Here is a 22,472-nt window from a genome sequence, read left to right on the forward strand (position 1 = left end):
CCGGAGTCTGCCGTGACCTCTGACGTGAGCACCGACAAGGACCAGGCCCTGCGCGACGACATCCGGCTGCTCGGCCGGCTGCTGGGCGACACCGTCCGCGCCCGCGAGGGCGAAGCCGTATTCGACCTCGTCGAGCGCATCCGCCGCGACTCGATCCGCTTCCGCCGCGACGACGATCATGGCGCCCGTCACAAGCTCGAAGCCGAACTCGACCGCCTGTCGCGCGAGGACACGCTGCACGTCGTCCGCGCCTTCAGCTACTTCTCGCACCTCGCGAATCTCGCGGAGGACCAGCACCACATCCGCCGCTCGCGCGCCCACCTGATCGCCGGCTCCGCGCCCCGCGAAGGCAGTCTCGCGCACGCGATGAACCGCGCCTTCGACACTGGTCTCGATGCCTCTTCGCTCGCCGACTTCTTCGCGACGGCGCACGTCGTGCCCGTCCTCACCGCTCACCCGACCGAAGTCCAAAGGAAGAGCATCCTCAACTGCCAGACCGCGATCGCGCGCCTCCTGGATCAGCGCGACCGCATGACGCTGACGCCTGACGAGTTGCGCGAGAACGGCGACGCCCTGCGCCGCGGCGTCCTGACGCTGTGGCAGACGCGGATGCTCCGCCCGGCGAAGCTCTCGGTTGTCGACGAAGTCTCGAACGGGCTCGGCTACCACGACACGACTTTCCTGCGCGAAGTGCCGCGCCTCTACGCTGCGATCGAGGATGAACTCGCAGGGCGCGACACCCATCTCGCCGACCACGAGCTGCCCGCCTTCCTGCAAGTCGGCAGCTGGATCGGCGGCGACCGCGACGGCAACCCCTTCGTCACCGCCGAGATGCTCGAACAGGCGCTCGCGATGCAGTGCGAGCGTGTGCTCGCCCATTATCTCGAAGAGCTCGGCATCGTCGCCTCGCAGCTCTCGCTCGCCTCGCTCCTCGTGCCCGCCTCGGACGAACTGCTGGCGCTGGCCGACGCCTCGCCCGACCGCTCGCCCCACCGCAGCGACGAACCCTACCGCCGCGCCGTCACCGGCATTCGCGCCCGCCTCACGGCAACACGACAGGCCATCGTCGGCGACACCGCCTCGTCGCCCTCGGTCGAAGCCTACGTCAGCCCCGAGCAGCTCTCGGCTGACCTCGACGTCGTCCACCGCTCGCTCGTCGCCAACGGATCGGGCGAACTCGCCCGCGGGCGCCTGCGCCGCATCCGTCGCGCCGTCGCGGTGTTCGGTTTCCACCTCGCCCCGATCGACCTGCGCCAGAACTCCGAAGTGCACGAGCGCGTCGTCGCCGAGCTCTTCGAAGTCGCCCAGCCGGGCACCCGCTACCAGAAGCTCACCGAATCGCAGCGCATTGCCCTGCTCCTCGACGAACTCGCCACGCCGCGGCCGCTGAACTCGCCGCACTACGCCTATTCCGATGAAACCGCCTCCGAACTCGCGATTTTCGGGATGGCGCGCGAGGCGCATCGCCGCTACGGCCCGGCCTCGGTGCCGAACTGCATCATCTCGAAGGCCGACAGCGTCTCGGACATGCTCGAAGTAACGGTGCTGCTGAAGGAAGCGGGCCTCCTCGATCCGCGCACCGCCACGCTCGCCGTCAACGTGATCCCGCTCTTCGAAACCATCGCCGACCTGCAGGCGAGCGGCCCGATCATGGATCGCCTCTTCGACCTTCCGGCCTGGAAGCGCCTCCTCGCCTCGCGCGAACGGACGCAGGAAGTGATGCTCGGCTATTCCGACTCGAACAAGGACGGCGGCTTCCTCACTTCCGGCTGGGAGCTCTACAAGGCCGAGATCGCGCTGGTCGACGTCTTCCGCCGCCACAACGTGCGCCTGCGCCTCTTCCACGGCCGCGGCGGTTCCGTCGGGCGCGGCGGCGGTCCGAGCTACCAGGCGATCCTCGCCCAACCCGGCGGTGCCGTGCAGGGCCAGATCCGTCTCACCGAACAGGGCGAAGTCATCGGCGCCAAGTATGGAAACCCCGAAGTCGGCCGCCGCAACCTCGAAGTCCTCGTCGCCGCGACCCTCGAAGCGAGCCTGCTGTCCGGCAAGGAAGCCGCGCCGCGCGCGGATTTCCTCGATGCGATGGACGAGCTTTCCGCGACCGCCTTCCGCGCCTATCGCGCGCTCGTCTATGAGACGGAAGGCTTCGAGCGCTACTTCCGCGAATCGACCATCGTCGACGAGATCGCGCAGCTCAACATCGGCTCACGCCCGGCCTCGCGCAAGAAGACCTTCGCGATCGAGGACCTGCGTGCAATCCCTTGGGTCTTCAGCTGGTCGCAATGCCGCCTGATGTTGCCCGGCTGGTACGGCTTCGGCGCTGCCGTCACCGACTACGTCGAGCGCCATGGGCAGGCCGGCCTCGAACGCTTGCAGGCGATGCACCGCGAGTGGCCCTTCTTCGCGACCCTGCTGTCGAACATGGACATGGTGCTGGCGAAGAGCGACATCGCGATCGCGAGCCGCTACGCGGGACTCGTGCATGACGAAGCGCTGCGCGACGCGATCTTCCCGGTGATCCGTGCCGAGCATCAGGCGACGATCGAAGCGCTGCTGCGCATCACCGGTCAGCGCGAACTGCTCGACGCCAATCCGCTCCTCAAGCGCTCGATCCGCAATCGCTTCCCCTATCTCGATCCGCTCAACCACGTCCAAGTCGAACTCCTGCGGCGTCACCGCGAAGGCGCCGACGACGAACGCATCCGCCGCGGCATCCACTTGTCGATCAACGGCATCGCGGCTGGGTTGCGGAACAGCGGATAATCCCCCCGCAGACAACAATCACAAGCGCCATGACCCCCACCGACGCCATCGGCTACCTCGCCGCCATCCTGACCACCGCCTCCTTCGTGCCCCAGGCGCTGCACATCTGGCGCACGCGGGACGCGCGGGCGATTTCCTTGTCGATGTACACCGCGTTCTCGACCGGCGTCGCGCTGTGGCTCGCCTATGGCGTGCTGGTCGGCTCATGGCCGGTGCTGCTCGCCAACGTCGTCACGCTCTTTTTTGCGCTCAGCATCCTCGCGATGAAGATCCGCTACGAACGCGAACGTCGGCAGCGGCAGCGGTGAGCGGACTGGCCCTTTCCGGCGTCGATCACGTCGCGCTGATCTGCTCCGATTACGCGCGCTCGAAGCGCTTCTACACCGAAGTTCTCGGACTGCGCGTCCTCGCCGAGACCTGGCGCGCCGAGCGCCAATCCTGGAAGCTCGATCTCGCGCTGCCCGACGGCACCCAACTCGAACTCTTCTCCTTCCCCGAGCCGCCGCCGCGCCCTTCCCGCCCGGAAGCCTGCGGCCTGCGCCACCTCGCCTTCGCCGTCGCCGACCTCGACGCTGCGCTACGCGCACTCGAAGCGCTCCGCGTGACCGTCGAGCCGGTCCGCATCGACGAACTCACCGGCCGCCGCTTCACCTTCTTCGCCGATCCCGACGGACTGCCGCTGGAACTCTACGAACGTCCGTAGTCCCTACCCGTTTGCCTTGGGCGGCCCTACCATGTCGCGAACAACCGGAGATGGAGCGCCCCCCACATGTTGATCAACTGCGTCGCCTACGAGAACGGCTCCCGGCTCGACGACCTGACCGTCGAGGAGATCAGCGACTACGTCGCCGAACCGGGCTGCTTCGTGTGGGTCGCGCTGCGCGATGCGACCCCGGAGGAACTCGACAAGATGGCCGAGGAATTCAATCTCCACGAACTCGCGGTCGAGGACGCGCGCCACGGTCACCAGCGCCCGAAGATCGAGGAGTACGGCGATTCGATCTTCGTCGTGATGCAACTTCTGGAGTACGACGGAAACGAGATCGTCGTCGGTGAGGTGGACGTCTTCGTCGGCCACAACTATGTCCTGTCGGTCCGCAACCGCAGCCATCAGCACTTCCTGGGCGTGCGCGAGCGCTGCGAACGCGAGCCCCACCTGCTCACGCAGGGGGCGGGTTTCGTCCTGTATGCGCTGATGGACGCCGTCGTCGACCGCTACTTCCCGATCATCGACCGGCTGGAGTCCGACCTGGAAGCAATCGAGATCCAGATCTTCGTGAAGGGCACGGCCCGCCACAACATCGAACAGCTCTACGACCTGAAGCGCCAGGTCATGGTCCTCAAGCACGCCGTCGCGCCGCTGATGGAAGCGGCCGGAAAGCTTTCCGGCAGCCGTGTGCCGGCCGTGTGCGCGAACAGCCGCGAATACTTCCGCGACGTCTCGGACCACCTGGTGCGCATCAATGCCTCGCTCGACACGATCCGCGACACGATCGCGACCGCAATCCAGGTCAACCTGTCGATGGTCGCGATCGAGGACGGCGAAGTGAACAAGAAGCTCGCGGCCTGGGCCGGGATTTTTGCGGTAGTGACCGCATTCGCCGGCATCTGGGGCATGAACTTCCATAACATGCCCGAACTCGACTGGGCCTACGGCTACCCCTTTGCACTACTCACGATTGCCGTCGCTGGCTTGGTGCTCTACTTCCGTTTCAGACGGACCGGCTGGTTGTAGAGGCTTAGACCGCCGGCGGGGAGTCTTCGCTGCCGCGCCCGTCGCGCAGGAATTCGACCACCTCGTCCGGCGGCAACGGCTTGCTGATCAGGAAACCCTGCAACTCGTTGCAGCGGAAGAGCCTCAGGAACTTGGCCTGCTCCTCGCGCTCGACGCCCTCAGCGATCACCTTGAGATCCAGCGAATGCGCGAGTGCGATGATCGTCGACACGATCGTCATGCTCTCCGGCGTCGCCGCCATCGTCTCGATGAAGGACTTGTCGATCTTCAACGCGCTGACCGGCAACTTCGACAGATAACCGAGCGACGAGTAACCGGTCCCGAAATCGTCGATCGCCACGCCGAGCCCGAGGCGCCGGATTTCGCTGAGCCGCACGATGTTCTGTTCGAGATCGGTCATCAGCATGCTTTCGGTGATCTCCAGATCGACCGGCGGCAAATCGCCCGCACGGCCGTTCAGCGCCACCCGCACCGATTCGACGAAGTCCTTCTGCTGCAACTGGATCGCCGACACGTTCACCGCGACGCGCGGCGGGTCGATTCCTTCCGCGCGCCAGCGTTCCTGGTCCTCCACTGCACGTCGGATCGCCCAAGCGCCGACCTCCAGGATCATCCCGGTCTCTTCGAGGATGGGGATGAACACGCCCGGCTGGATCAAGCCCTTCTGCGGGTCGTTCCACCGGATCAGCGCTTCGAGGCCCGTCACCGCCCCGCTCGCACCGTGCGTCTTGGGCTGGTAATAGAGCACGAATTCGTCGCGCTCCAGCGCCTGGCGCAGCCTGCTCTCGAGCATCAGCGTCTCGGCGATCAGCGCGTTCATTTCCGGCCCATAGAAGAGGAAGCCCGCACCCGACCCCTTCGCCTTGCGCAGCGCCACCTCGGCGTTCTTCACGAGTGCATCCGCGTCCTCGTCCTCCGTTTCGTTGACGGCGATTCCGGCCGTCAGCGACAGCAGCAATTCGTGCTCGCCGACGATGATCGGCTCGTGCGCCACTGCCCGCGTCACGCGTTCCACCACATGCGCGATCTCGGTGATATCGCGGCCGCCCGCATGCACCGCCGCGAAGTGATCCACGCCGATGCGCGCAACGCATGTTTCCTCGGGCCACGCCGCCTGGAAGCGGTCCGCGATTTCGCGCAGCACGCGGTCTCCCACCTGCCGGCCGAAGGTGTCGTTGATGTTGCGGAAGCGATTGATGTTCCACAGCACGACCGCCACCTTCTCGCCCGGGTGCTTGCGTGCGGCCTGCAAGGCCTGCCCGACGCATTCGTTCAGGTGCGGACGGTTCGACAGGCCGGTCAAAACGTCGTGATACGCCAGATATGACAGCGTGTCCTGCTTGCCGATGTACTCCAGCCCAAAGGACACGTCGTTCGCGAGCTCGGCCAGCAACTGCAGTTCCGCCCCATTGAAGAATTCCGGATCGTGCGCATACAGTACCATCACCGCCACCACGCTTCGCTCGACCATCAGCGGCAAGGCCACCTCGGACTGGTAGCCACGCCGCATCGCCTCGGCGCATCGCTTGCCGGGATCGCCGAATTTTTCCAGGTCGTTGATCACGAACGGCTTTCCGCCGACCACCGCGCCGTTCACCGCGCCGTGCCCGGTCAGATTGTCGGGGCAAACCGGCAGACGTTCCGCCCCGAGCGCCTCATCGACTCCCGCCCACGCGACCGGCACGACCTCCATCGCCTCGGCGTCGAAATTGCCGATCCACGCGATCCCGAATCCGCCCTGTTCGACCGCGATCCGGCACGCCTCGCGGAACAACTCCTTGCGATCGTGGATGCGCACAATCGCGGAGTTGATGCCGCTCAGCACCGCATACACCCGCGTCAGCCGCAGGATGCGCTGTTGCTGCGCGTTCCGCTCGAAGAATTGCCCGATCTGGCCGCCCAGTGCGGCGAGCGTATCCGTCAGCTGCTCGTCGGGTCCCGCCGCGGTGCCGCTGAAGAACTCGATGACGCCCGCGACATCGCCGCGGACGAGGATCGGGAACGCTCCCCCCGCGCGGAAGCCCGTCGGCGCCGCATTCCTGCTCTCCGTCAGCCACGGCTCGTCGGTCAGATCGCTGAGCCACCTCGGCACGGCCGATTCCCATACCCGACCGGCGAGCCCGTCCCCCTTCCTGAGACTCGTCTGGCGCGTCCGCGCCACGAAATCGGCACAGTGCTCATCGTCCCTGCACCACACTTCGAGGCAGCGCAGGCGTCGGCCGAACTCGTCCACGCTCCACAGCGTCCCCGCCGCAAGCCCCAACTCGCTGCAGATCGCATCCAGCAGCCGCGGCGCGGCCTCCGCGATCGTCGTCGCCTCATCGAGGATCCGCGCGACCGTGTATTGCGCGGCGAGCAGCCGTTGCGCACGCTCGCGGTCCACGATCTCCGCCTCGAGCTCCCGCGCATACGCCTGCACCTTCGCATAGAGGCTGCCGTTCTCGTAGATCCGCCCGACCTGTGCCGCCAGGATCCGCAACAGGTTTTCGTCCCCTTCCGAGAAGGCCTCGTCGTCCAGCTTGTTCCCCAACACGATCCAGCCGTAGGAATTCGTCAGCGACGTCACCGGCGCGGCGAGCAGCGCACGCAAGCGCGGATAGCCCGAGGGAAGGCCCGCCTCTCGCGCCGCTGCATCGGTCGCATAAACCCGGCGTTCGACGCGCCGCGACCGATACACCTGGCCCGGGAGGCCGTCGTCGAGCACAACCGGCCCCAGAGCCGCCAGTTCCGACGCGCTAAAGCCGCAGTGGCATGCGTACGCCAGGCTGTCGCCACCCGCCGCACGAACCGCGATACTGCCGTATTCCGCATCGATCAATTGTCGTGCGCTCGTGCAAACGTGGTCGAGCAACTGCGCCGAGTCGCGCTGGGACGCCATCTGGAGGTTCAGCGCGATCAGCGCTTCGAGCTTCGTGTTCACGCGCTGGAGTTCTGAGACCTTGTCCGAAAGCTTGCCGGTGATCAGTTGCAGATGCTGGCGGTCGAATTCCGGCGGCGCGGCCGCAGGTGCAGCGGCTGCCTTGGCTTCTTCGAGTACGCGCCGCACGACCTTGATGATCTCCTCCGGTTCGCTCGGCTTGGTCAGGATCTCGGCGACACCACAGGCGTTCGCGAGCTGCCGTGCTTCCGATTCGAGGTAGTAGGCGGTGTAGAAGATCACGGGCGTCGCCGCGATGCTCGGATCCGCGCGCAACTGACGCACAAACTCGTAGCCGTCCACCTCGGGCATCAGGATGTCGCAGATCGCCAGGTCCGGGTGCACTTCGCGCACGAGTTCCAGCGCGGCATTCCCGTCCGCCGCCTCGACCACCTCGTGGCCCAGCGCGTTCAGGACCGTTGTCAACAACTCGCGGTTGATCGGTACGTCGTCGACAACTGCTATCTTTGCCATTCGCTGCGCCCCGCTCTCACAAGCTCTGCCCCCGCGGTACCCGCAGTTCGACCGGCAGGAAAGGTTCCATTTGCTCGACAAAGGTTTCCGCTTCGATCGGCTTCGAGAAATAGCCGTCGAATCCCGCCGTCAGCACTCGCTCCCGATCGCCGAGCATCGAGAAGGCGGTCACCGCGATCATCCTCACGCCCTTCAGCGCGGGGTCCGCCCGCAGCGCATTCAGCACCTCGTATCCGTTCAACCCAGGCATCTGCAAGTCGCAGACGATCAGGTCGGGATGCTCGGTCCGCGCCATCTCGACCGCCGTCACACCGTCCTCCGCAATCAAGGTCCGATAGCCGTTCGCCTTCAGCAGATAGCGCATCAGCTCCAGGCTGGGCATGTGGTCTTCGGCAATCAGGATCGTCGCGGACACGTTTCACATCTCCGGCAATACCAGCGTAAAGCTCGACCCGACCCCGGGCTCCGATTCGCAACTCAGGGTTCCGTCGAGTATCGCCGCAAGCTTTCGGCTCAGATGCAGGCCGAGTCCCGTGCCCTCGCCCCCCTTGTTGCGCGATGCCTGACCCTGCACGAAGGGTTCGAACAGCGTAGCCAGTTCCTCCTCCCGGATCCCCGGCCCGGAATCCTCGACCACGACACTCAATCGCCGTTGACCGCCGAAGTCCTTAACGGAAAGACCTACGCGAACGTACCCGCGTTCCGTGAACTTGATCGCATTGTTTATCAGGTTGATGAGTATCTGGCTCAAAGCGCGCCGATCCGTGACGAACGTGGCCGGTTCGGCCGGAAGAGCCAGCTCGAAGGATAAGCCCTTCGTCGTCGCCTGCGGCCGCAAGGTCGCGGCGACCTCGTCCAGGAGCGCCGCGCAGTCGACGACTTCGCGCTGAAGATCCATCTTCCCGGCCTCGATCTTGGCCAGGTTGAGCAGATCGTTGATCAGCGCGAGCAGGTGGCGGGCACTGCTGCGGATCAACTGCAGCTGATGCGTCTGTTCGTCGTTGATATCGCCCGGCAACTTCATCAGCAGGGTACCGGTGAATCCGATCACCGCGTTGAGCGGCGTCCGCAACTCATGGCTCATGCTCGCCAGGAAACGATCCTTCGCGCGATTCGCGTTCTCCAGCTCGAGATTCTTGTCCTGAAGCGCCTGTTCGAAACGCCGCCGCTCGCTGACATCGCGGATGGCGCTGATCACAACCAGTGAGTCCTCGCTCTTCAGGGGGCTCAGACTGATCTCGACGGGGAACTCCGTACCGTCCTTGCGCAGGCCATACAGCTCGAGTCCATTGCCCATCGACCGCGTGCGCGGCTGCTCAAAATACCGGTTTCGATGCCCGAGATGCGGTCGGCGGAAGCGCTCGGGGAGCAGATCGTCCACCGGCCGTGCCCGCAGTTCGCCGGGCCCATAACCGAACAGACGCTCGGCCTGGCCGTTGGCGACGAGTATATGGCCCGTCGAATTGCTGATCACCAATCCATCGGGCGTCGATTCCAGGAGTTCGCCGAACCGCTGCTCCAGCGCCCGGCCATCGCGTCGCGCCTTGAGTTCGGTCACATCCTTCTCGGTCAGGACGATCCGATGCTCGGTTTGGTCGGAACCATCGATCCGCTTGCCTGACAGGACGACGAAAATCAGATTTCCGTCTTTCCTGCGCCTCAGTGTTTCAAGGCCCGCGTGGCCATGGTTGCAGGTGTCCGAGAGGAAACGGTCGAACTCACCCAGGCGATCCGGCGGCGCGACGAGCTCGGCGTACTTTGCGCCCAACGCTTCCTCGGCGGTGTACCCGAAAACCTGCTGCGCCGCACCTTCCCAGCCGAGCACCGTGCCGTCGGGAGAAAGCAGGATATGCGCGTCCGGTGTGTAGACGGTCCAATCACGAACGAGCCTGTCGGCCATTGAAGACCCTCCGCCTGCTTGCGTAATCCCGCCATGCTCCGACCGCGGCTCAGGGCGCGGTCGGTCAATCACACTCTAGCGAAATGCGGGCACGAATACGAACAATTTGCAACACTTGACCCGGTGCGGGAGCCGGCGGCGTGCAATGGATCACGAACGGGCTTCGAGCTCGCGCGCCTGTTCGATCGCTTCCTCGATCCGGTCGACCGGGATCACCCGCATGCCGGAGATCGGCTGCTTGGGCGCATTCGCCCGTGGGATGATCGCCACAGTGAAACCCAGCTTCGCCGCTTCCTTCAACCGTTCCTGCCCGCGCGGCGCCGGCCGGATCTCGCCCGCGAGGCCTACTTCGCCGAACACGACGAGCCCGCGTGGCAAGGCGCGGCTGCGCAGCGACGACACGATCGCCAGCAGAACCGCAAGGTCCGCAGCCGGTTCGCTGATCTTCACGCCGCCGACCGCATTGACGAAGACATCCTGATCGAAGCACACAACGCCGGCGTGGCGGTGCAGCACCGCGAGCAGCATCGCCAGACGGTTCTGCTCGAGTCCCACCGACAGACGCCGCGGATTCGGACTGTGGGCGCTGTCGACCAGCGCCTGGATCTCGACCAGCAACGGGCGCGTGCCTTCCTGCGTCACCAGCACGCAACTGCCCGCCACCTCCTGGCTATGCTGCGACAGGAAGATCGCCGACGGATTGCTCACCCCGCGCAGTCCGCGTTCGGTCATCGCGAACACGCCGAGCTCATTCACCGCGCCGAAGCGGTTCTTGAATGCGCGCACCAGGCGGAAACTGGAATGCGTGTCGCCCTCGAAATACAGCACGGTATCGACGATATGCTCCAGCACGCGCGGCCCCGCGAGCGTGCCGTCCTTCGTCACGTGGCCGACCATGATGAGGCTCGTGCCGCTCTGCTTCGCGAAACGCGTGAGCTGCGCCGCACATTCGCGCACCTGCGCCACCGAGCCCGGCGCCGACTGTAAGGCCTCCGAATACACGGTCTGGATCGAATCGATCACGGCAATGCGCGGCGCCGTGTTCTTGAGCGTGGCGAGGATGCGTTCGAGGTTGATCTCGGGCAGCAACTGCAGGCTGCCTGGATCGAGCTGAAGTCGTTGCGCGCGCAGCGCGACCTGTTCCCCGGACTCCTCGCCGCTCACGTAAACCGCCGCATGCTCCCCGGCAAGCACGGCTAGCGCCTGCAACAGCAGCGTCGACTTGCCGATCCCGGGATCGCCCCCGATCAGCACGACGCCGCCCGCAACGAGTCCGCCGCCCAGCACGCGGTCGAATTCCTCGATCCCGGTCGGCGTACGCGGCTCCTCCCGCGGTTCGAGTTCGGCCAGCGTCTGCAGTTTGCCGGTCGCACCAGCCAGAGCTGCAAAGCGATTCGTAGCGGCCGTGGCGACCGGCTCGACGATCGACTCGACGAGCGTGTTCCAGGCCCGGCATTGAGGACACTGCCCCTGCCAGCGCGGCGCCTGCCCACCGCATTCGGTGCAGACGTACGCCGTCTTCGCCTTCGCCATCAACCCTCTCCGAGGGCGGCCGCCATTGCGCGGAACTCGCTCACGGCGTGCTCCGCAAAGGTCGTGATCAGTCGCGAACGGAACTTGTCACGCGGAACGATCACCTCAAGCGGCGTGTATTGCCGCGGCTCGAGGCGGATGCCGGCAATCCGGCCCTCACGGATGTCCCGCTGAATCGCCGCCTTGGACGCGATCGCGTAACCCATGCCTTGCGCAGCCAGATGCTTGACCGTCGCCAAGCTGCCAAGCTCGGCACAAACCTCGATGTCTTCCAGGGGAATGTCGGCGGCGGCGAAGAAATTTTCAGCAAGCAGCCGGATCGCGTTCCCGGGATCGCGCGTGATGAAAGGATGGTCCTTCAAGTCCGCGGCGGTCGCCTGCTCCAGTTTCGCGAGCGGATGATCCGGTCGGCAGATCACGAAGAGTTCGTCGTGGGTCGCCGTGATCCGTTCGACGGCCGGTTGCTCGGTGACAATCTCGATCAGCCCGAGATCCAGCTCCCGCGAAGCGACCCGATCCTCGGTGAGCTGCGAGTTGCCGACAACGACGCGCGGAACGACGCGGGGGAACTTCCGCTTGAAGGTCTCGAGCAGCCGCGGCAACCAGTAGGCCGCGATGGTCGTGCTCGTGCCGATGTTCAACGCTCCGCCGAGTTCGCTGGTCAGCTCCGATACGCGCGAGTCCAGCTCGTCCGAGAGGTCGAGGATCCGTTCCGCATAGGCCAGCACCACCTCGCCCGCCCCCGTGAGCGTGACCCGCCCATGCCCACGCTCCAGCAGGCGAGTATTGAAGTGCTCTTCCAGCTGCTTGATCTGGAAGGTCACCGCCGGCTGCGTCATGAATAGGTGTTCCGCGGCGCGGGTGAATGAGCCGTACTTTGCGACGGCACTGAACACCTGCAATCTGCGATCGGCCACTGCTGCTCCATAAGTCGGATTTATGACCTGAATTAAAGCATATGTTGGCCATCGCAGGGGAAAACCCGTACGAGCAGAGACATACGTATCAGCCCTGACAATGAGTCAAATCACAACAAAGTTACAAAGCTCGTGATATAAACCGCCCTTCACACGTTCGACGGGCGCCTCCCCCACGATGCCGCTTGGCTTCTTCATCATCATGGCAGCGCAGTTCTTTTCCGCGCTTGCCGACAACGCGTTGCTCATCATCGCCATCGCTCTGCTCCGCGAGATGGCCGCTCCGGCGACGTACGAGCCGCTGCTGAAGCTGTTCTTCACCGTTTCCTACGTCCTGCTGGCGGCCTTCGTCGGAGCCTTCGCCGACTCGATGCCCAAGTGGCGAGTGATGTTGATCAGCAATACGATCAAGATCGGAGGCTGCCTGATCCTGCTCTTCGGCAGCCATCCCCTTTTCGCCTACGCCGTGATCGGCCTCGGCGCCGCCGCCTACTCGCCCGCCAAGTACGGCATCCTCACCGAATACCTGCCGCACCGCCTCCTCGTCGTCGCCAACGGCTGGATCGAAGGTCTCACCGTCGGGGCGATCATTCTGGGGACCGTGGTTGGCGGAGTCCTGATTCGACCCGACGTGGCGGCCTGGTTCACGGGCCTGAACATTCCGCTCCTCAGCAGCTCGCTCCAGGTCGCGATTGCCGTCGTAGGACTGTTCTACCTGCTCGCCGGTCTCTTCAACTTCTACATTCCCGATACGGGCGTCGACCACAAGCCGCTCAAGAACAATCCCGTCTATCTGCTGCACGACTTCGGCCACTGCCTCAAGCTGCTGTGGCGCGACAAGCTCGGCCAGATCTCGCTCGCCGTCACCACGCTGTTCTGGGGCGCCGGTGCGACGCTTCAGTTCATCGTGATCAAGTGGGCCGAGCACAATCTCAAGTTCGACCTCTCGAAGGCATCCATGATGCAGGGGGTCGTCGCAGTCGGCGTCGCCCTAGGTGCCGCCCTCGCCGCGCGCTTGATCAGCCTGCGCCGCTCGCCCGGCGTCATCCCGATCGGGATCGCGATGGGGCTCGTCGTGATGGTGATGGTCACGGTCACGCAGCCGACGATCGCGATGGTCCTGATGGTACTGGTCGGCGCCCTCGCCGGCTTCTTTGTCGTGCCGATGAACGCCTTGCTCCAGCATCGCGGCCACATCCTGATGGGCGCCGGCCACTCGATCGCCGTGCAGAACTTCAACGAGAACCTGTCGATCTTGGTGATGACCGGCCTGTACGCGCTGCTGATCAAGTCCGGCCTGTCGATCAACGTCGTGATCGTGCTGTTCGGCGTCTTCGTCGCGGGCGCGATGCTGCTCGTCAAGCGCCAGCACGAACTCAACCAGCGCGAATTCGACTCCGTCGCGCTGCTGGAGGATCACCCCCACTGACGCGCGGGCCCGGCCACCGGTTCAGTGGCCGGCGACCACCTTGCGCGCAAAGCACAGATCTTCCCACGCCTTCGCCTTGTCGGCCTGATTGCGCAGCAGATAGGCCGGGTGATACGTGATCACGACCGGCGTCTCGTCTCGATGGAAGATGCGGCCGCGCGAGGCGCCAATGCTGAGCTCCGTATCGAGCAGCGCCATCGCCGCCGGCCGGCCCAGGGCCAGGAGAATGCGCGGCCGGATCAGTGCAATCTGGCGCTCCAGATACGGCTTGCACATCTCGATTTCGTCCGCCTGCGGCGTTCGGTTATGCGGCGGGCGGCATTTCACCGCGTTGGCGATATATACACCCTCGCCGCGTTTCAGCCCGATCGACGCGAGCATCGCGTCCAGCAACTTGCCCGCTGCTCCGACGAAGGGCTCGCCGCGCTGGTCCTCTTCCGCTCCCGGGCCCTCGCCCACCAGCATCCATTCCGCCTGCCGGTCCCCCACTCCGGGCACGGCCTGCTTGCGTCGCTCGCACAGGCGACACGCCGTGCAGCCACGGATATCCGCCTCAAGGGCCTCCCAGTCGAGTGCAGCGATCCGCTTTGCCCGCTCCGGATGGAGCGCTGCGGTCACGGGATGTGCCAAGGGCGCTGACTGCGGAGGGCGGTTGGGTATTGGCGGCCGGAGGTCGGCCGCGGGGAGAAACTCGGCCAGCTTGGGCACCGCCGGTGCAGGCGGTGCATGACTTGGCGCTTCCGGCGATGCGGTGGACGCAACTTCAGCCACCCCCGAAGCCGGCACTTCCGCTTCCTGCGCCTCGACGCCGCGCAGTCGCCAGATCGGGGCCAGCCCCATCTCCCGCAGGATGGCGCCGCGGCGCGCGCTCACAAATCCCGCCTCATCACGATCGCGTCCTCCCGCTCGCCGTTCGGTGCCGGATAATACCGCTTGCGCCGCCCGATCACCGAAAACCCTTGCCGTTCGTACAGGGCCAACGCGGCGGCGTTGGACGGACGGACTTCGAGGAAGAACTGGGAGGCGCCGAGCCGATTGGCCAGGGCAAAAAGAAACTGCATCAGGCGCGCCCCCGCCCCTTCGCGCTGCGCACTGCGGGCGACACTGATGTTCAGCAGATGGGCCTCGTCCACGACGGTCAACATGACCGCATATCCAACGGGCAGGCCGTTCCGACGCATGATCCACGAGCTGTATCCCGCCTTCAGGCAGTCGGCAAAATTTCCCGGCGACCAAGGGAAGGCATGCAATTCGAGCTCGTTCTCCATCACCCACGGCAGATCGCTTTCGCTCATCGGCAGGAATTCGAGGTCCGCGGTGTTCAAGCGCGTCCTCCGCGAGCCAGCCGCTCTGCGGTCGTCAGCGCCACCTTGTCGCGGACATACAAGGGCACCGCAAGTTCGGGTGCCACCAGGACACCGCGTGCGGCCATGGCCGCTGCGATGCGGGCGACGTCGCCCGCACGCGGAACGGCCCGGTCCTCGATCGTCGTCAGGCGATCGAACAAACCCGCAGGAATCCTGTCCCGGTATGCCTGAAACGCCGACCCCAGCGCGAACCACTTGCCCTCAGGCGGCAATTCCAGCATTTCCGGCGGCCGGCAGACCGGCTGCGAAAGCGGCGCGGGGATGCCCGCTTCGATGCGATAGGCGGCTGAGTAGGTCTCGCCCATGCGTGCGTCGGTCGCGACAAAGACCGCGTCACCGGTTCCCTGCATCGCCAGGGCGTCGAGGCTGCACACGGGTGCGACGCCCACTCCCGCACCCATCCCCAGTCCCTGCGCCACGCCGCACGCAAGTCGCAAACCGGTGAATGCGCCGGGTCCGGCGCCAAATGCCACGGCATCCAGCGCGTGCAAGGGAATCGCCGCCTCGGCGAGCAGGTCGCGGAGCGTGGGAAGGAGACGTTCCGAATGATTCGAGTGCCCTTCCAGCACCCGTTCAACGAGGGTGTCGTCCACGAGCAACGCAATCGTCGCGTGTTCGCACGAGGTTTCGATGGCGAGAATTTTCATAAGCCCGCCATTTTAGCGGGACGCGACGCATCAGGGTGAGCGGCGCGACGACGGACGTCGAAGCTCGATGCTCTTGGGTTCGAACGGGTCAGGGACGTCCGCCCGCGCGTGGCGGATAGGCGTCGCGAAGCACTTCGCGCAGTTCCTGATTCAAGGTGATGCGCTCTTCGCGGGACAGCCGCCGGGGTTCCACCTGCGAGCGGGCCGACTCCGAGCCGCTCATCAATGCCCGTCGCAGTTCGACGCTACGGGGTTCCGGGGATTTCTGATAGACGGGGGGCGGGGCAAAATCAAGCCTTCTTCCGGGTGCCGAAACCGCACCGGGCTCTGCCGCGCGCGAGGAGGTCGCAGTGAAACCGTACATGCATGGAAGAATTGCAGCCGCTTGTGCAACAATAAAAATCAGTCGGGATAACTTTCGCCCCGATCTGGCGTTTTGCGCGAATGCGAATTCTGAAACTTCCATGACGGTCTCTGACCCAGTGCCCGTGTACCATGCAGACGCGCCAAACATACTCCCTTTTTGGTAGATGGGTACTACTCACATGCAGTCATGACCGTCGTTTCGTAAGGATCTGTTGCGAATTTCCCAAGCCCTTACGAACCGTTACCGCATGAGTCGCAAAGGCGCTGTTGCAGCGCTGGCATCGAGAAAACCGAACGGATAGGATAGGTCGCCATGAATGCAAAAATCAGATATCGAGTCCTGCTGGTCGACGACGACGCGCGCCTGCGCGAACTTCTCTCGCGATACCTGCAGGAGCAGGGATTTACCGTCAAGGCGGTCACGGATGCCGCAGGAATGGACCGCGCACTCCTGCGCGAACATTTCGACGTAATGGTGCTAGACCTCATGCTGCCGGGAGAGGACGGTCTGGCAATCTGTCGTCGGCTGCGAGCCGACCAGAACGCGATCCCGATCATCATGCTCACCGCCAAGGGCGATGACGTCGATCGGATCATCGGGCTCGAAATGGGCGCCGACGACTACTTGCCAAAACCCTTCAATCCACGCGAACTCGTCGCCCGCGTGCATGCGGTCATGCGTCGTCAGCCGCCGTCGCTACCGGGAGCGCCCACGCTCGACGACGAAATCGTCACCTTCGGCCGGGTCCAGGTGAATCTCGGCGTTCGTTCGCTCACGCGCGAGGGCGAAGAAATCTCCCTGACGACCGGTGAATTCTCCTTGCTGAAGGTGCTCCTGCAGCATCCGCGGCAGCCGCTTTCGCGTGACAAGTTGATGGAACTCGCTCGCGGACGCGAATACGGCGTCTTCGACCGCGCCATCGACGTACAGGTCAGCCGCCTGCGCAAGCTCGTCGAGGACGATCCTGCCAAGCCGCGCTATATCCAGACAGTGTGGGGCTTCGGGTACGTATTCGTGCCGGATGAAAGCAAGTCTGTTAGCGAAAGCTGAACCTTTCGGCCCCCCCAGCAAAGTGTCCGTGCGGGCCGTAATCGGCTCGCGCGTGCTTTGGGCATGGTTGCCGCGTACCCTGCTGTGGCAGACCTTCTTCCTCATCGCGCTGCTGCTGACGCTCGCGTTGGCGGCGTGGTCGCAGATCTTTCGTCATTTCGAGGATCCGGTCCGCGCCCGCGACTTGGCCCAGATGGTCGTGAGTGTCGTCAACCTGACCCGCACCGCGCTGATCAATGCCGAAGTCGAACGTCGCCCCGAACTGCTGATCGAGTTGGCCGCACTGGAAGGCATCCGCATCTATCCGGCGGAGCCCTCCGACGATGTGCGCCCCCTAGCCGACACGCGCGACATGCGCCTACTTACCGGCGAAGTTCGACGCCAGCTTGGATCGCACACCCGGTTCGCCGCGCGCTGGAAGTCGCTCGACGGATTCTGGGTCAGCTTTCGGCTCGACCCCGAGGACGCGCAGGATTTCTGGGTCATGCTGCCGTCGGAGCGACTCGAACAGACGCATGCCGTCGAGTGGCTCGCCTGGGGGGGCGGCGCACTGCTCGTCGCGCTCGTGGGCGCCTACCTGATCGTCTCGCGGATCAGTGTTCCGCTACGCAATCTGGCACGATCCGCGCGCGTCGTCGGCAGCGGTCACACGCCGCCGCACTTGCCGGAAACCGGTCCGCTCGAAATTGCAACGGTCGCCCGCGCCTTCAACCAGATGACCGGCGACCTCGCGCACGCGGACGCCGACCGCGCACTGATCCTGGCCGGTGTCTCGCACGACCTGCGCACTCCGCTCGCGCGCCTGCGGCTCGGAATCGAGATGTCCGGCGCGCCGGGGCCGGATGTCCTCGCGATGGTCGCGGACGTCGAGGAAATGGACCGGATCATCGGGCAGTTTCTCGATTTCGGACGCGGCGAGCCGCAGGAGCCGATGCAGGCCACGGACATCGCCGCGATGCTGCAGGACATCGCACAGCCCTATCGGCTCCGCGGCATCAACATCGCGCTCGACGTGCCGAAAAGCCTTGTCCACCTTGTGCGACCACTGCCCCTGCGCCGGGCCGTACTGAACCTCATCGACAACGCCGTGCGCTACGCAGGGGAAGACAAGCCCATCACCATCACGCTCGATCGACGGGAGCATGAGGTTCTCGTCGAAGTCGCCGATCGCGGGCCGGGCATTCCCGAAGGGGAGCGCGAACGGATGCGACACCCCTTTACCCGCCTCGAAAACGCCCGTTCGAACACCAAGGGCGCGGGCCTCGGGCTGGCGATCGTCGAGCGCATCATCGCTTCGCACCACGGCGTGCTGGAACTCGCCGGGCGGGAAGGCGGCGGCTTGCGGGCAATTCTGCATCTTCCCCTTGATGGGAAACGCGCCGGCCGGGCTAGAATGCTCGGAGCCGACAGCGATTTGGGCGAAGCCTGAACCGGTCGGTACAACGACCCGATATAATGTTTCCGCATGAAGATTCTTTTCGATCTGCTTCCCGTCATCCTATTCTTCGGTGCATACAAGGTTGCAGGCAGCAGTCAGGCAACGGCATTCGAACTCGCATCCCGCTGGCTCGGGAGCGGCATTGAACCCTCGCAGGCGCCCATCCTCATTGCTACTGCCGTCGCTATCGTCGCGACGTTCACGCAGATCGCGTGGGTGTGGATTCGTCACCGAAAGGTCGATGCGATGCTGTGGGTGAGCCTCGCGATCATCACCGTATTCGGGGGCGCAACCCTCTTCTTCCATAACCCGACCTTCATCAAGTGGAAGCCGACAGCGCTCTACTGGCTGTTCTCCGGCACCCTGCTGGTCTCCGACCTCGTTCTGAGACGCAACCTCATCCGGAAGATGCTCGAAGCCCAGGTGCGCCTGCCCGAGCCCGTCTGGCCGCGCCTCAACTTCGCCTGGGCGGCCTTCTTCGCCTGCATGGGTGGGCTGAACCTGTATATAGCGTATAACTTTTCCGAAGAGGCCTGGGTCAACTTCAAGCTGTTCGGCGGCACGGGGCTCATGCTGCTGTTCGTGATCCTCCAGGGTTTCTACCTTTCCAGACACATGAACGAGGAAACAACCTGATGTTTTACGCACTGATCGGGGAAGATACCCCCGGTTCGCTCGACAAGCGCATGGCGGCACGTCCGGCGCATCTCGCCCGGCTCCAGGCGCTCAGTGACGAAGGGCGCCTCCTGATCGCGGGACCGATGCCCGCGATCGACTCGCCCGATCCCGGCCCCGCAGGTTTCGCCGGCAGCCTCGTTGTCGCGGAATTCCCCTCGCAGACCGAAGCCGAGGCTTGGCTCGCTGCTGACCCGTACGTCAGCGAGGGCGTTTTCGCACGCACCAGCGTGCGCCCGTTCAAGAAAGTGCTGCCGTGAGCGTCATCGAAGAGATCCGCGCGCGCCTTGCTGCGCTCGAACCGGTGTCGGTAGACATCGGCGACGACAGCCACCTTCACGCGGGCCACGCAGGGGCCCGCAGCGGCGGCCACTACCGCGTGACCGTCGTTTCCGACCACTTTGCGGGCAAGACAAAGGTGGCTCGGCAGCGAATGATTTACGACGCGCTGGGAGACTTGATGCGCACAAGCGTTCATGCCCTGGCGATCGATGGTGCACTGACGGCCGAAGAGGCCAACTCTCAACCTACCCGAAAGGAACTTTGATGAAACGTTTTCCCAGCCGTCTCGCTTTCGGCCTGATCGCCGGCCTGATCGCCCATGCGGCCGTCGCTGCCACGGCGCCGGCGGCCAAGGTCAACGGCACCGCGATTCCCGCCTCCCGGGCCGACGTGATGTTGAACGAACAGCGCTCGCAAGGGGCGCCCGACACCCCCCAGCTGCACGACGCCGTGCGCGAGGAACTGATCCGTCGTGAAGTGCTCGCCCAGGAAGCGGCGAAGAAGGGCATCGACAAGAAGGCGGACATCCAGGCCCAGATGGATCTCGCCCGCCAAGCCGTGCTGCTGCGCGCCTACATCCAGGATTATGTGAAGGCCAACCCGGTTTCGGAAGCCGACCTGAAGAAGGAATACGAGACCATCAAGGGCCAGATGGGCACCAAGGAATACAAGCCCCGCCACGTGCTGGTGGAAACCGAAGACGAAGCCAAGGCCGTGATCACCAAGCTGCGCGCCGGTGAGAAGTTCGAGACCCTGGCCAAGCAGTCGAAGGATCCCGGCTCGAAGGACAACGGCGGCGACCTCGGCTGGAGCAACCCCGGCATGTTCGTGAAGCCGTTCGCCGAAGCGATGGTCAAGCTCGAGAAGGGACAGTACAGCGCGACCCCGGTCAAGAGCGAGTTCGGCTATCACGTCATCCAGCTGGACGACGTTCGCGACCTCAAGGCACCGGACTTCGCCACCGTGAAGCCGCAGCTCGAACAGCGTCTGCAGCAGCAGAAGATCGAGAAGCACATCATGGACCTGCGCGCCAAGGCGAAGGTGGAGTAAGCGGCCCAACCGCTAAGAAAAAAGCCAGCCGCGTAAGCGAGCTGGCTTTTTTTTGACTGAAAGGAGGGAATCGCTCCCTCCCCTCTCCCGCCTCAGAACTGCTCTTCGGCGAGCTCCAGCGCACTCTGCGCACCGTTGACGACCGTGTAGGCCAGCCCTTGGGCCTGCGGCAGGATGTGGTCGGCGTAGAAGCGTGCGGTCACGATCTTCGTCCGGTAGAAGTCCCCACCATCCGCATTCTCGGCCAGGCGCGCTTGCGCGACCAACGCGGCACGGGCCATCTGCCAACCACCGGCCACGATGCCCAGGAGCTTCAGGAAGGGCACCGAACCCACTGATGCAGCCTTCACGTCCTTGCCGTAAGTCGCGAGGATGTACTCGACCGCCGACTCCAGCGCGGCGATGCCGGCCTCGAGGGATTTGCGCATCGCAGCGAAGGAATCCGAAGATTCTTCCGCCAGTTTGGCGGCCACGCGGCGCATTTCGCCGATGACAGCCTTCACGGTGGCGCCCCCTTCGCGGGCAATCTTGCGCCCGATCAGGTCGTTCGCCTGGATCGCGGTCGTGCCTTCGTAGATCGTCGTAATGCGCGAATCGCGGAAATGCTGGGCAGCGCCGGTTTCCTCGATGAAGCCCATACCGCCATGAACCTGCACGCCGGTCGAGCTCACTTCGATCGAATTTTCGGTGAGCCAGCCCTTGACGACCGGGATCATCAGATCGACGAAAGCCTGCTTCTGAGCGCGCACGTTCTCGTCCGGATGAGCGTGGGCGACGTCGGTCGCAGCGCCGACGACGTAGGCCAAGGCGCGCATGGCTTCCGTCTGCGACTTCATCGACATCAGCATGCGGCGAACGTCGGGGTGATGGATGATCGAGACCTTCGGGCCGCCGCGGACGCCGATTTCGGTCCCCTGGATACGATCCTTGGCGTAACCCAGCGCGTGCTGGTAGGCGCGCTCGGACAGCGCCAGGCCTTCCATGCCCACCGCGAAGCGGGCTTCGTTCATCATGATGAACATGTATTCGAGACCACGGTTGGCCTCGCCGACGAGCGTGCCGATGGCGCCGCCGCTGTCGCCGAAGGCCAGCACGCAGGTTGGGCTCGCGTGGATACCGAGCTTATGCTCGATCGACACGCAATGGACATCGTTGCGCGCGCCCGGCGTGCCGTCCGCATTGACCATGAACTTCGGCACCACGAAGAGCGAAATGCCCTTCACGCCTTCCGGTGCATCCGGCAGACGTGCCAGTACGAGGTGAACGATGTTGTCCGTGAGGTCGTGTTCACCGTAGGTGATGAAGATCTTCTGGCCGAAGATCTTGTACGTGCCGTCGCCCTGCGGTTCTGCGCGCGTGCGAACGGCCGCCAGATCCGAGCCCGCCTGCGGTTCGGTGAGGTTCATGGTGCCGGTCCACTCGCCGCTGATCATCTTCGGCAGGTAGGTGGCTTTCTGTTCGTCGGTACCGGTCAGCGCGATCGCTTCGATCGCGCCGTTCGTCAGCATCGGACACAGCGAGAACGCCATGTTGGCCGACTTCCACATTTCCATCACTGCAGTGGCAACCAGTTTGGGCAGGCCCTGGCCCCCGAATTCCGGTTCGCAGGCAAGCGCCGTCCAGCCGGCTTCCGTGAACTGGCGATAGGCGTCCTTCCAGCCGCTCGCCGTGATCACCCTGCCGTCTTCCCACCGTGCCCCTTCCTGGTCGCCTGACCGGTTCAGAGGAGCAAGGACGCCGCTGGCGAACTTGTTGGCCTCGTCGAGAATGGCGTCGACCAGATCCGGCGACACTTCCTCGCAGCCAGGCAACTTCGCAACTTCGTCCAGACCTGCGAGTTCGCGCATCACGAACTGCATGTCACGGATGGGTGCAGTGTAGTGACTCATGTGTTCTTTCTCCCGATACCTGTTTATAAGGGACCGCGC

At 64.7% G+C, this 22,472-nt stretch carries 21 protein-coding genes; 11 read left to right on the plus strand and 10 right to left on the minus strand.

Features of this window, described 5'->3' with window-relative positions; all coding sequences use genetic code 11:
- Positions 1-24 precede the first annotated feature (24 nt).
- The 4 genes from ppc (at position 25) to corA (ending at position 4,498) form a co-directional block, all read left to right on the plus strand.
- Positions 25-2,763 carry a phosphoenolpyruvate carboxylase gene (gene ppc, locus AZKH_RS13465; protein WP_015436333.1) on the plus strand — a complete coding sequence of 913 codons (2,739 nt, stop codon included), beginning with the start codon at positions 25-27 and terminating at the stop codon, positions 2,761-2,763.
- 29 nt (positions 2,764-2,792) lie between these two features.
- The gene (locus tag AZKH_RS13470; protein WP_015436334.1) at positions 2,793-3,071 is read left to right on the plus strand and encodes a SemiSWEET transporter; all 279 of its coding nucleotides are present in this window, start codon (positions 2,793-2,795) and stop codon (positions 3,069-3,071) included.
- On the plus strand, positions 3,068-3,466 hold the full coding sequence (locus tag AZKH_RS13475; RefSeq protein WP_015436335.1) for a VOC family protein: 399 nt from the start codon (positions 3,068-3,070) through the stop codon (positions 3,464-3,466). Before AZKH_RS13470 ends, AZKH_RS13475 begins: the two co-directional genes overlap by 4 nt.
- Positions 3,467-3,532: 66 nt before the next feature.
- Positions 3,533-4,498: a magnesium/cobalt transporter CorA gene (gene corA, locus AZKH_RS13480; protein ID WP_015436336.1), complete on the plus strand. Its 966-nt coding sequence runs from the start codon at positions 3,533-3,535 to the stop codon at positions 4,496-4,498.
- Positions 4,499-4,502: 4 nt separating this feature from the next.
- Here corA and AZKH_RS13485 read toward each other — a convergent pair whose 3' ends face one another.
- From AZKH_RS13485 to AZKH_RS13505, 5 genes are all read right to left on the minus strand, one after another.
- A complete protein-coding gene (locus tag AZKH_RS13485) occupies positions 4,503-7,889 on the minus strand; it encodes an EAL domain-containing protein (protein ID WP_015436337.1) in 3,387 nt (1,128 codons plus the stop codon).
- Between the two features lie 16 nt (positions 7,890-7,905).
- Entirely contained in the window at positions 7,906-8,304 is a 399-nt protein-coding gene (locus AZKH_RS13490) for a response regulator (RefSeq protein WP_015436338.1), read from the minus strand.
- Positions 8,305-8,307: 3 nt separating this feature from the next.
- Positions 8,308-9,789, minus strand: coding sequence for a PAS domain S-box protein (locus AZKH_RS13495; protein WP_015436339.1), 1,482 nt, complete (start codon positions 9,787-9,789; stop codon positions 8,308-8,310).
- 150 nt (positions 9,790-9,939) lie between these two features.
- Positions 9,940-11,322, minus strand: a complete 1,383-nt coding sequence (gene radA / locus AZKH_RS13500; RefSeq protein ID WP_015436340.1) for a DNA repair protein RadA — start codon at positions 11,320-11,322, stop codon at positions 9,940-9,942.
- The gene (locus AZKH_RS13505) at positions 11,322-12,239 is read right to left on the minus strand and encodes a LysR family transcriptional regulator (RefSeq protein ID WP_015436341.1); all 918 of its coding nucleotides are present in this window, start codon (positions 12,237-12,239) and stop codon (positions 11,322-11,324) included. The genes radA and AZKH_RS13505 overlap by 1 nt, the downstream gene beginning before the upstream one ends.
- A gap of 178 nt (positions 12,240-12,417) precedes the next feature.
- On the opposite strand from AZKH_RS13505, the gene lplT reads away from it, so the two are divergent.
- Complete coding sequence (lplT, locus tag AZKH_RS13510; RefSeq protein ID WP_015436342.1) at positions 12,418-13,668, plus strand: lysophospholipid transporter LplT; 1,251 nt, start codon at positions 12,418-12,420, stop codon at positions 13,666-13,668.
- Between the two features lie 21 nt (positions 13,669-13,689).
- On the opposite strand, the gene AZKH_RS13515 is transcribed toward lplT, so the two are convergent.
- The 4 genes from AZKH_RS13515 to AZKH_RS27305 all read right to left on the minus strand — a co-directional run bounded on the left by AZKH_RS13515 (position 13,690) and on the right by AZKH_RS27305 (position 16,148).
- On the minus strand, positions 13,690-14,541 hold the full coding sequence (locus tag AZKH_RS13515; RefSeq protein ID WP_015436343.1) for a uracil-DNA glycosylase family protein: 852 nt from the start codon (positions 14,539-14,541) through the stop codon (positions 13,690-13,692).
- Positions 14,538-14,993 (minus strand): ribosomal protein S18-alanine N-acetyltransferase, encoded by a 456-nt coding sequence (gene rimI, locus AZKH_RS13520; protein ID WP_015436344.1) that lies wholly within the window; start codon positions 14,991-14,993, stop codon positions 14,538-14,540. The genes AZKH_RS13515 and rimI overlap by 4 nt, the downstream gene beginning before the upstream one ends.
- Complete coding sequence (gene tsaB, locus AZKH_RS13525) at positions 14,990-15,682, minus strand: tRNA (adenosine(37)-N6)-threonylcarbamoyltransferase complex dimerization subunit type 1 TsaB (RefSeq protein WP_015436345.1); 693 nt, start codon at positions 15,680-15,682, stop codon at positions 14,990-14,992. The genes rimI and tsaB overlap by 4 nt, the downstream gene beginning before the upstream one ends.
- Before the next feature lie 88 nt (positions 15,683-15,770).
- Positions 15,771-16,148 (minus strand): hypothetical protein, encoded by a 378-nt coding sequence (locus AZKH_RS27305; protein ID WP_156822109.1) that lies wholly within the window; start codon positions 16,146-16,148, stop codon positions 15,771-15,773.
- 213 nt (positions 16,149-16,361) lie between these two features.
- Between AZKH_RS27305 and ompR the strand changes: the two genes are divergently transcribed.
- Genes ompR through AZKH_RS13555 form a run of 6 tightly spaced genes read left to right on the plus strand, consistent with a single transcriptional unit; the run spans position 16,362 to position 20,544 of the window.
- Entirely contained in the window at positions 16,362-17,099 is a 738-nt protein-coding gene (ompR, locus tag AZKH_RS13530; protein ID WP_015436347.1) for a two-component system response regulator OmpR, read from the plus strand.
- A gap of 28 nt (positions 17,100-17,127) precedes the next feature.
- The gene (locus AZKH_RS13535) at positions 17,128-18,528 is read left to right on the plus strand and encodes an ATP-binding protein (RefSeq protein WP_015436348.1); all 1,401 of its coding nucleotides are present in this window, start codon (positions 17,128-17,130) and stop codon (positions 18,526-18,528) included.
- 36 nt (positions 18,529-18,564) lie between these two features.
- The gene (locus AZKH_RS13540; protein ID WP_015436349.1) at positions 18,565-19,173 is read left to right on the plus strand and encodes a septation protein A; all 609 of its coding nucleotides are present in this window, start codon (positions 18,565-18,567) and stop codon (positions 19,171-19,173) included.
- Positions 19,173-19,472 (plus strand): YciI family protein, encoded by a 300-nt coding sequence (locus AZKH_RS13545; RefSeq protein WP_015436350.1) that lies wholly within the window; start codon positions 19,173-19,175, stop codon positions 19,470-19,472. Before AZKH_RS13540 ends, AZKH_RS13545 begins: the two co-directional genes overlap by 1 nt.
- Positions 19,469-19,759: a BolA family transcriptional regulator gene (locus AZKH_RS13550; protein ID WP_015436351.1), complete on the plus strand. Its 291-nt coding sequence runs from the start codon at positions 19,469-19,471 to the stop codon at positions 19,757-19,759. The genes AZKH_RS13545 and AZKH_RS13550 overlap by 4 nt, the downstream gene beginning before the upstream one ends.
- On the plus strand, positions 19,759-20,544 hold the full coding sequence (locus AZKH_RS13555) for a peptidylprolyl isomerase (protein WP_015436352.1): 786 nt from the start codon (positions 19,759-19,761) through the stop codon (positions 20,542-20,544). Before AZKH_RS13550 ends, AZKH_RS13555 begins: the two co-directional genes overlap by 1 nt.
- Positions 20,545-20,636: 92 nt before the next feature.
- Here the strand turns inward: AZKH_RS13555 and AZKH_RS13560 are convergent, their stop codons facing one another.
- Positions 20,637-22,433 carry an acyl-CoA dehydrogenase gene (locus AZKH_RS13560; RefSeq protein ID WP_041656180.1) on the minus strand — a complete coding sequence of 599 codons (1,797 nt, stop codon included), beginning with the start codon at positions 22,431-22,433 and terminating at the stop codon, positions 20,637-20,639.
- Between the last annotated feature and the right edge of the window lie 39 nt (positions 22,434-22,472).

This window comes from Azoarcus sp. KH32C, assembly GCF_000349945.1.
Classification (GTDB): Bacteria; Pseudomonadota; Gammaproteobacteria; order Burkholderiales; family Rhodocyclaceae; genus Aromatoleum.

Bases quoted from the DNA above. Each gene is read 5' to 3' on its own strand.
- AZKH_RS13470 (WP_015436334.1), top strand. From the start codon at position 2,793: ATGACCCCCACCGACGCCATCGGCTACCTCGCCGCCATCCTGACCACC.
- corA (WP_015436336.1), top strand. From the start codon at position 3,533: ATGTTGATCAACTGCGTCGCCTACGAGAACGGCTCCCGGCTCGACGAC.
- AZKH_RS13485 (WP_015436337.1), bottom strand. From the start codon at position 7,889: ATGGCAAAGATAGCAGTTGTCGACGACGTACCGATCAACCGCGAGTTG.
- AZKH_RS13495 (WP_015436339.1), bottom strand. From the start codon at position 9,789: ATGGCCGACAGGCTCGTTCGTGATTGGACCGTCTACACACCGGACGCG.
- radA (WP_015436340.1), bottom strand. From the start codon at position 11,322: ATGGCGAAGGCGAAGACGGCGTACGTCTGCACCGAATGCGGTGGGCAG.
- lplT (WP_015436342.1), top strand. From the start codon at position 12,418: ATGCCGCTTGGCTTCTTCATCATCATGGCAGCGCAGTTCTTTTCCGCG.
- tsaB (WP_015436345.1), bottom strand. From the start codon at position 15,682: ATGAAAATTCTCGCCATCGAAACCTCGTGCGAACACGCGACGATTGCG.
- AZKH_RS27305 (WP_156822109.1), bottom strand. From the start codon at position 16,148: ATGGAAGTTTCAGAATTCGCATTCGCGCAAAACGCCAGATCGGGGCGA.
- ompR (WP_015436347.1), top strand. From the start codon at position 16,362: ATGAATGCAAAAATCAGATATCGAGTCCTGCTGGTCGACGACGACGCG.
- AZKH_RS13540 (WP_015436349.1), top strand. From the start codon at position 18,565: ATGAAGATTCTTTTCGATCTGCTTCCCGTCATCCTATTCTTCGGTGCA.
- AZKH_RS13545 (WP_015436350.1), top strand. From the start codon at position 19,173: ATGTTTTACGCACTGATCGGGGAAGATACCCCCGGTTCGCTCGACAAG.
- AZKH_RS13555 (WP_015436352.1), top strand. From the start codon at position 19,759: ATGAAACGTTTTCCCAGCCGTCTCGCTTTCGGCCTGATCGCCGGCCTG.
- AZKH_RS13560 (WP_041656180.1), bottom strand. From the start codon at position 22,433: ATGAGTCACTACACTGCACCCATCCGTGACATGCAGTTCGTGATGCGC.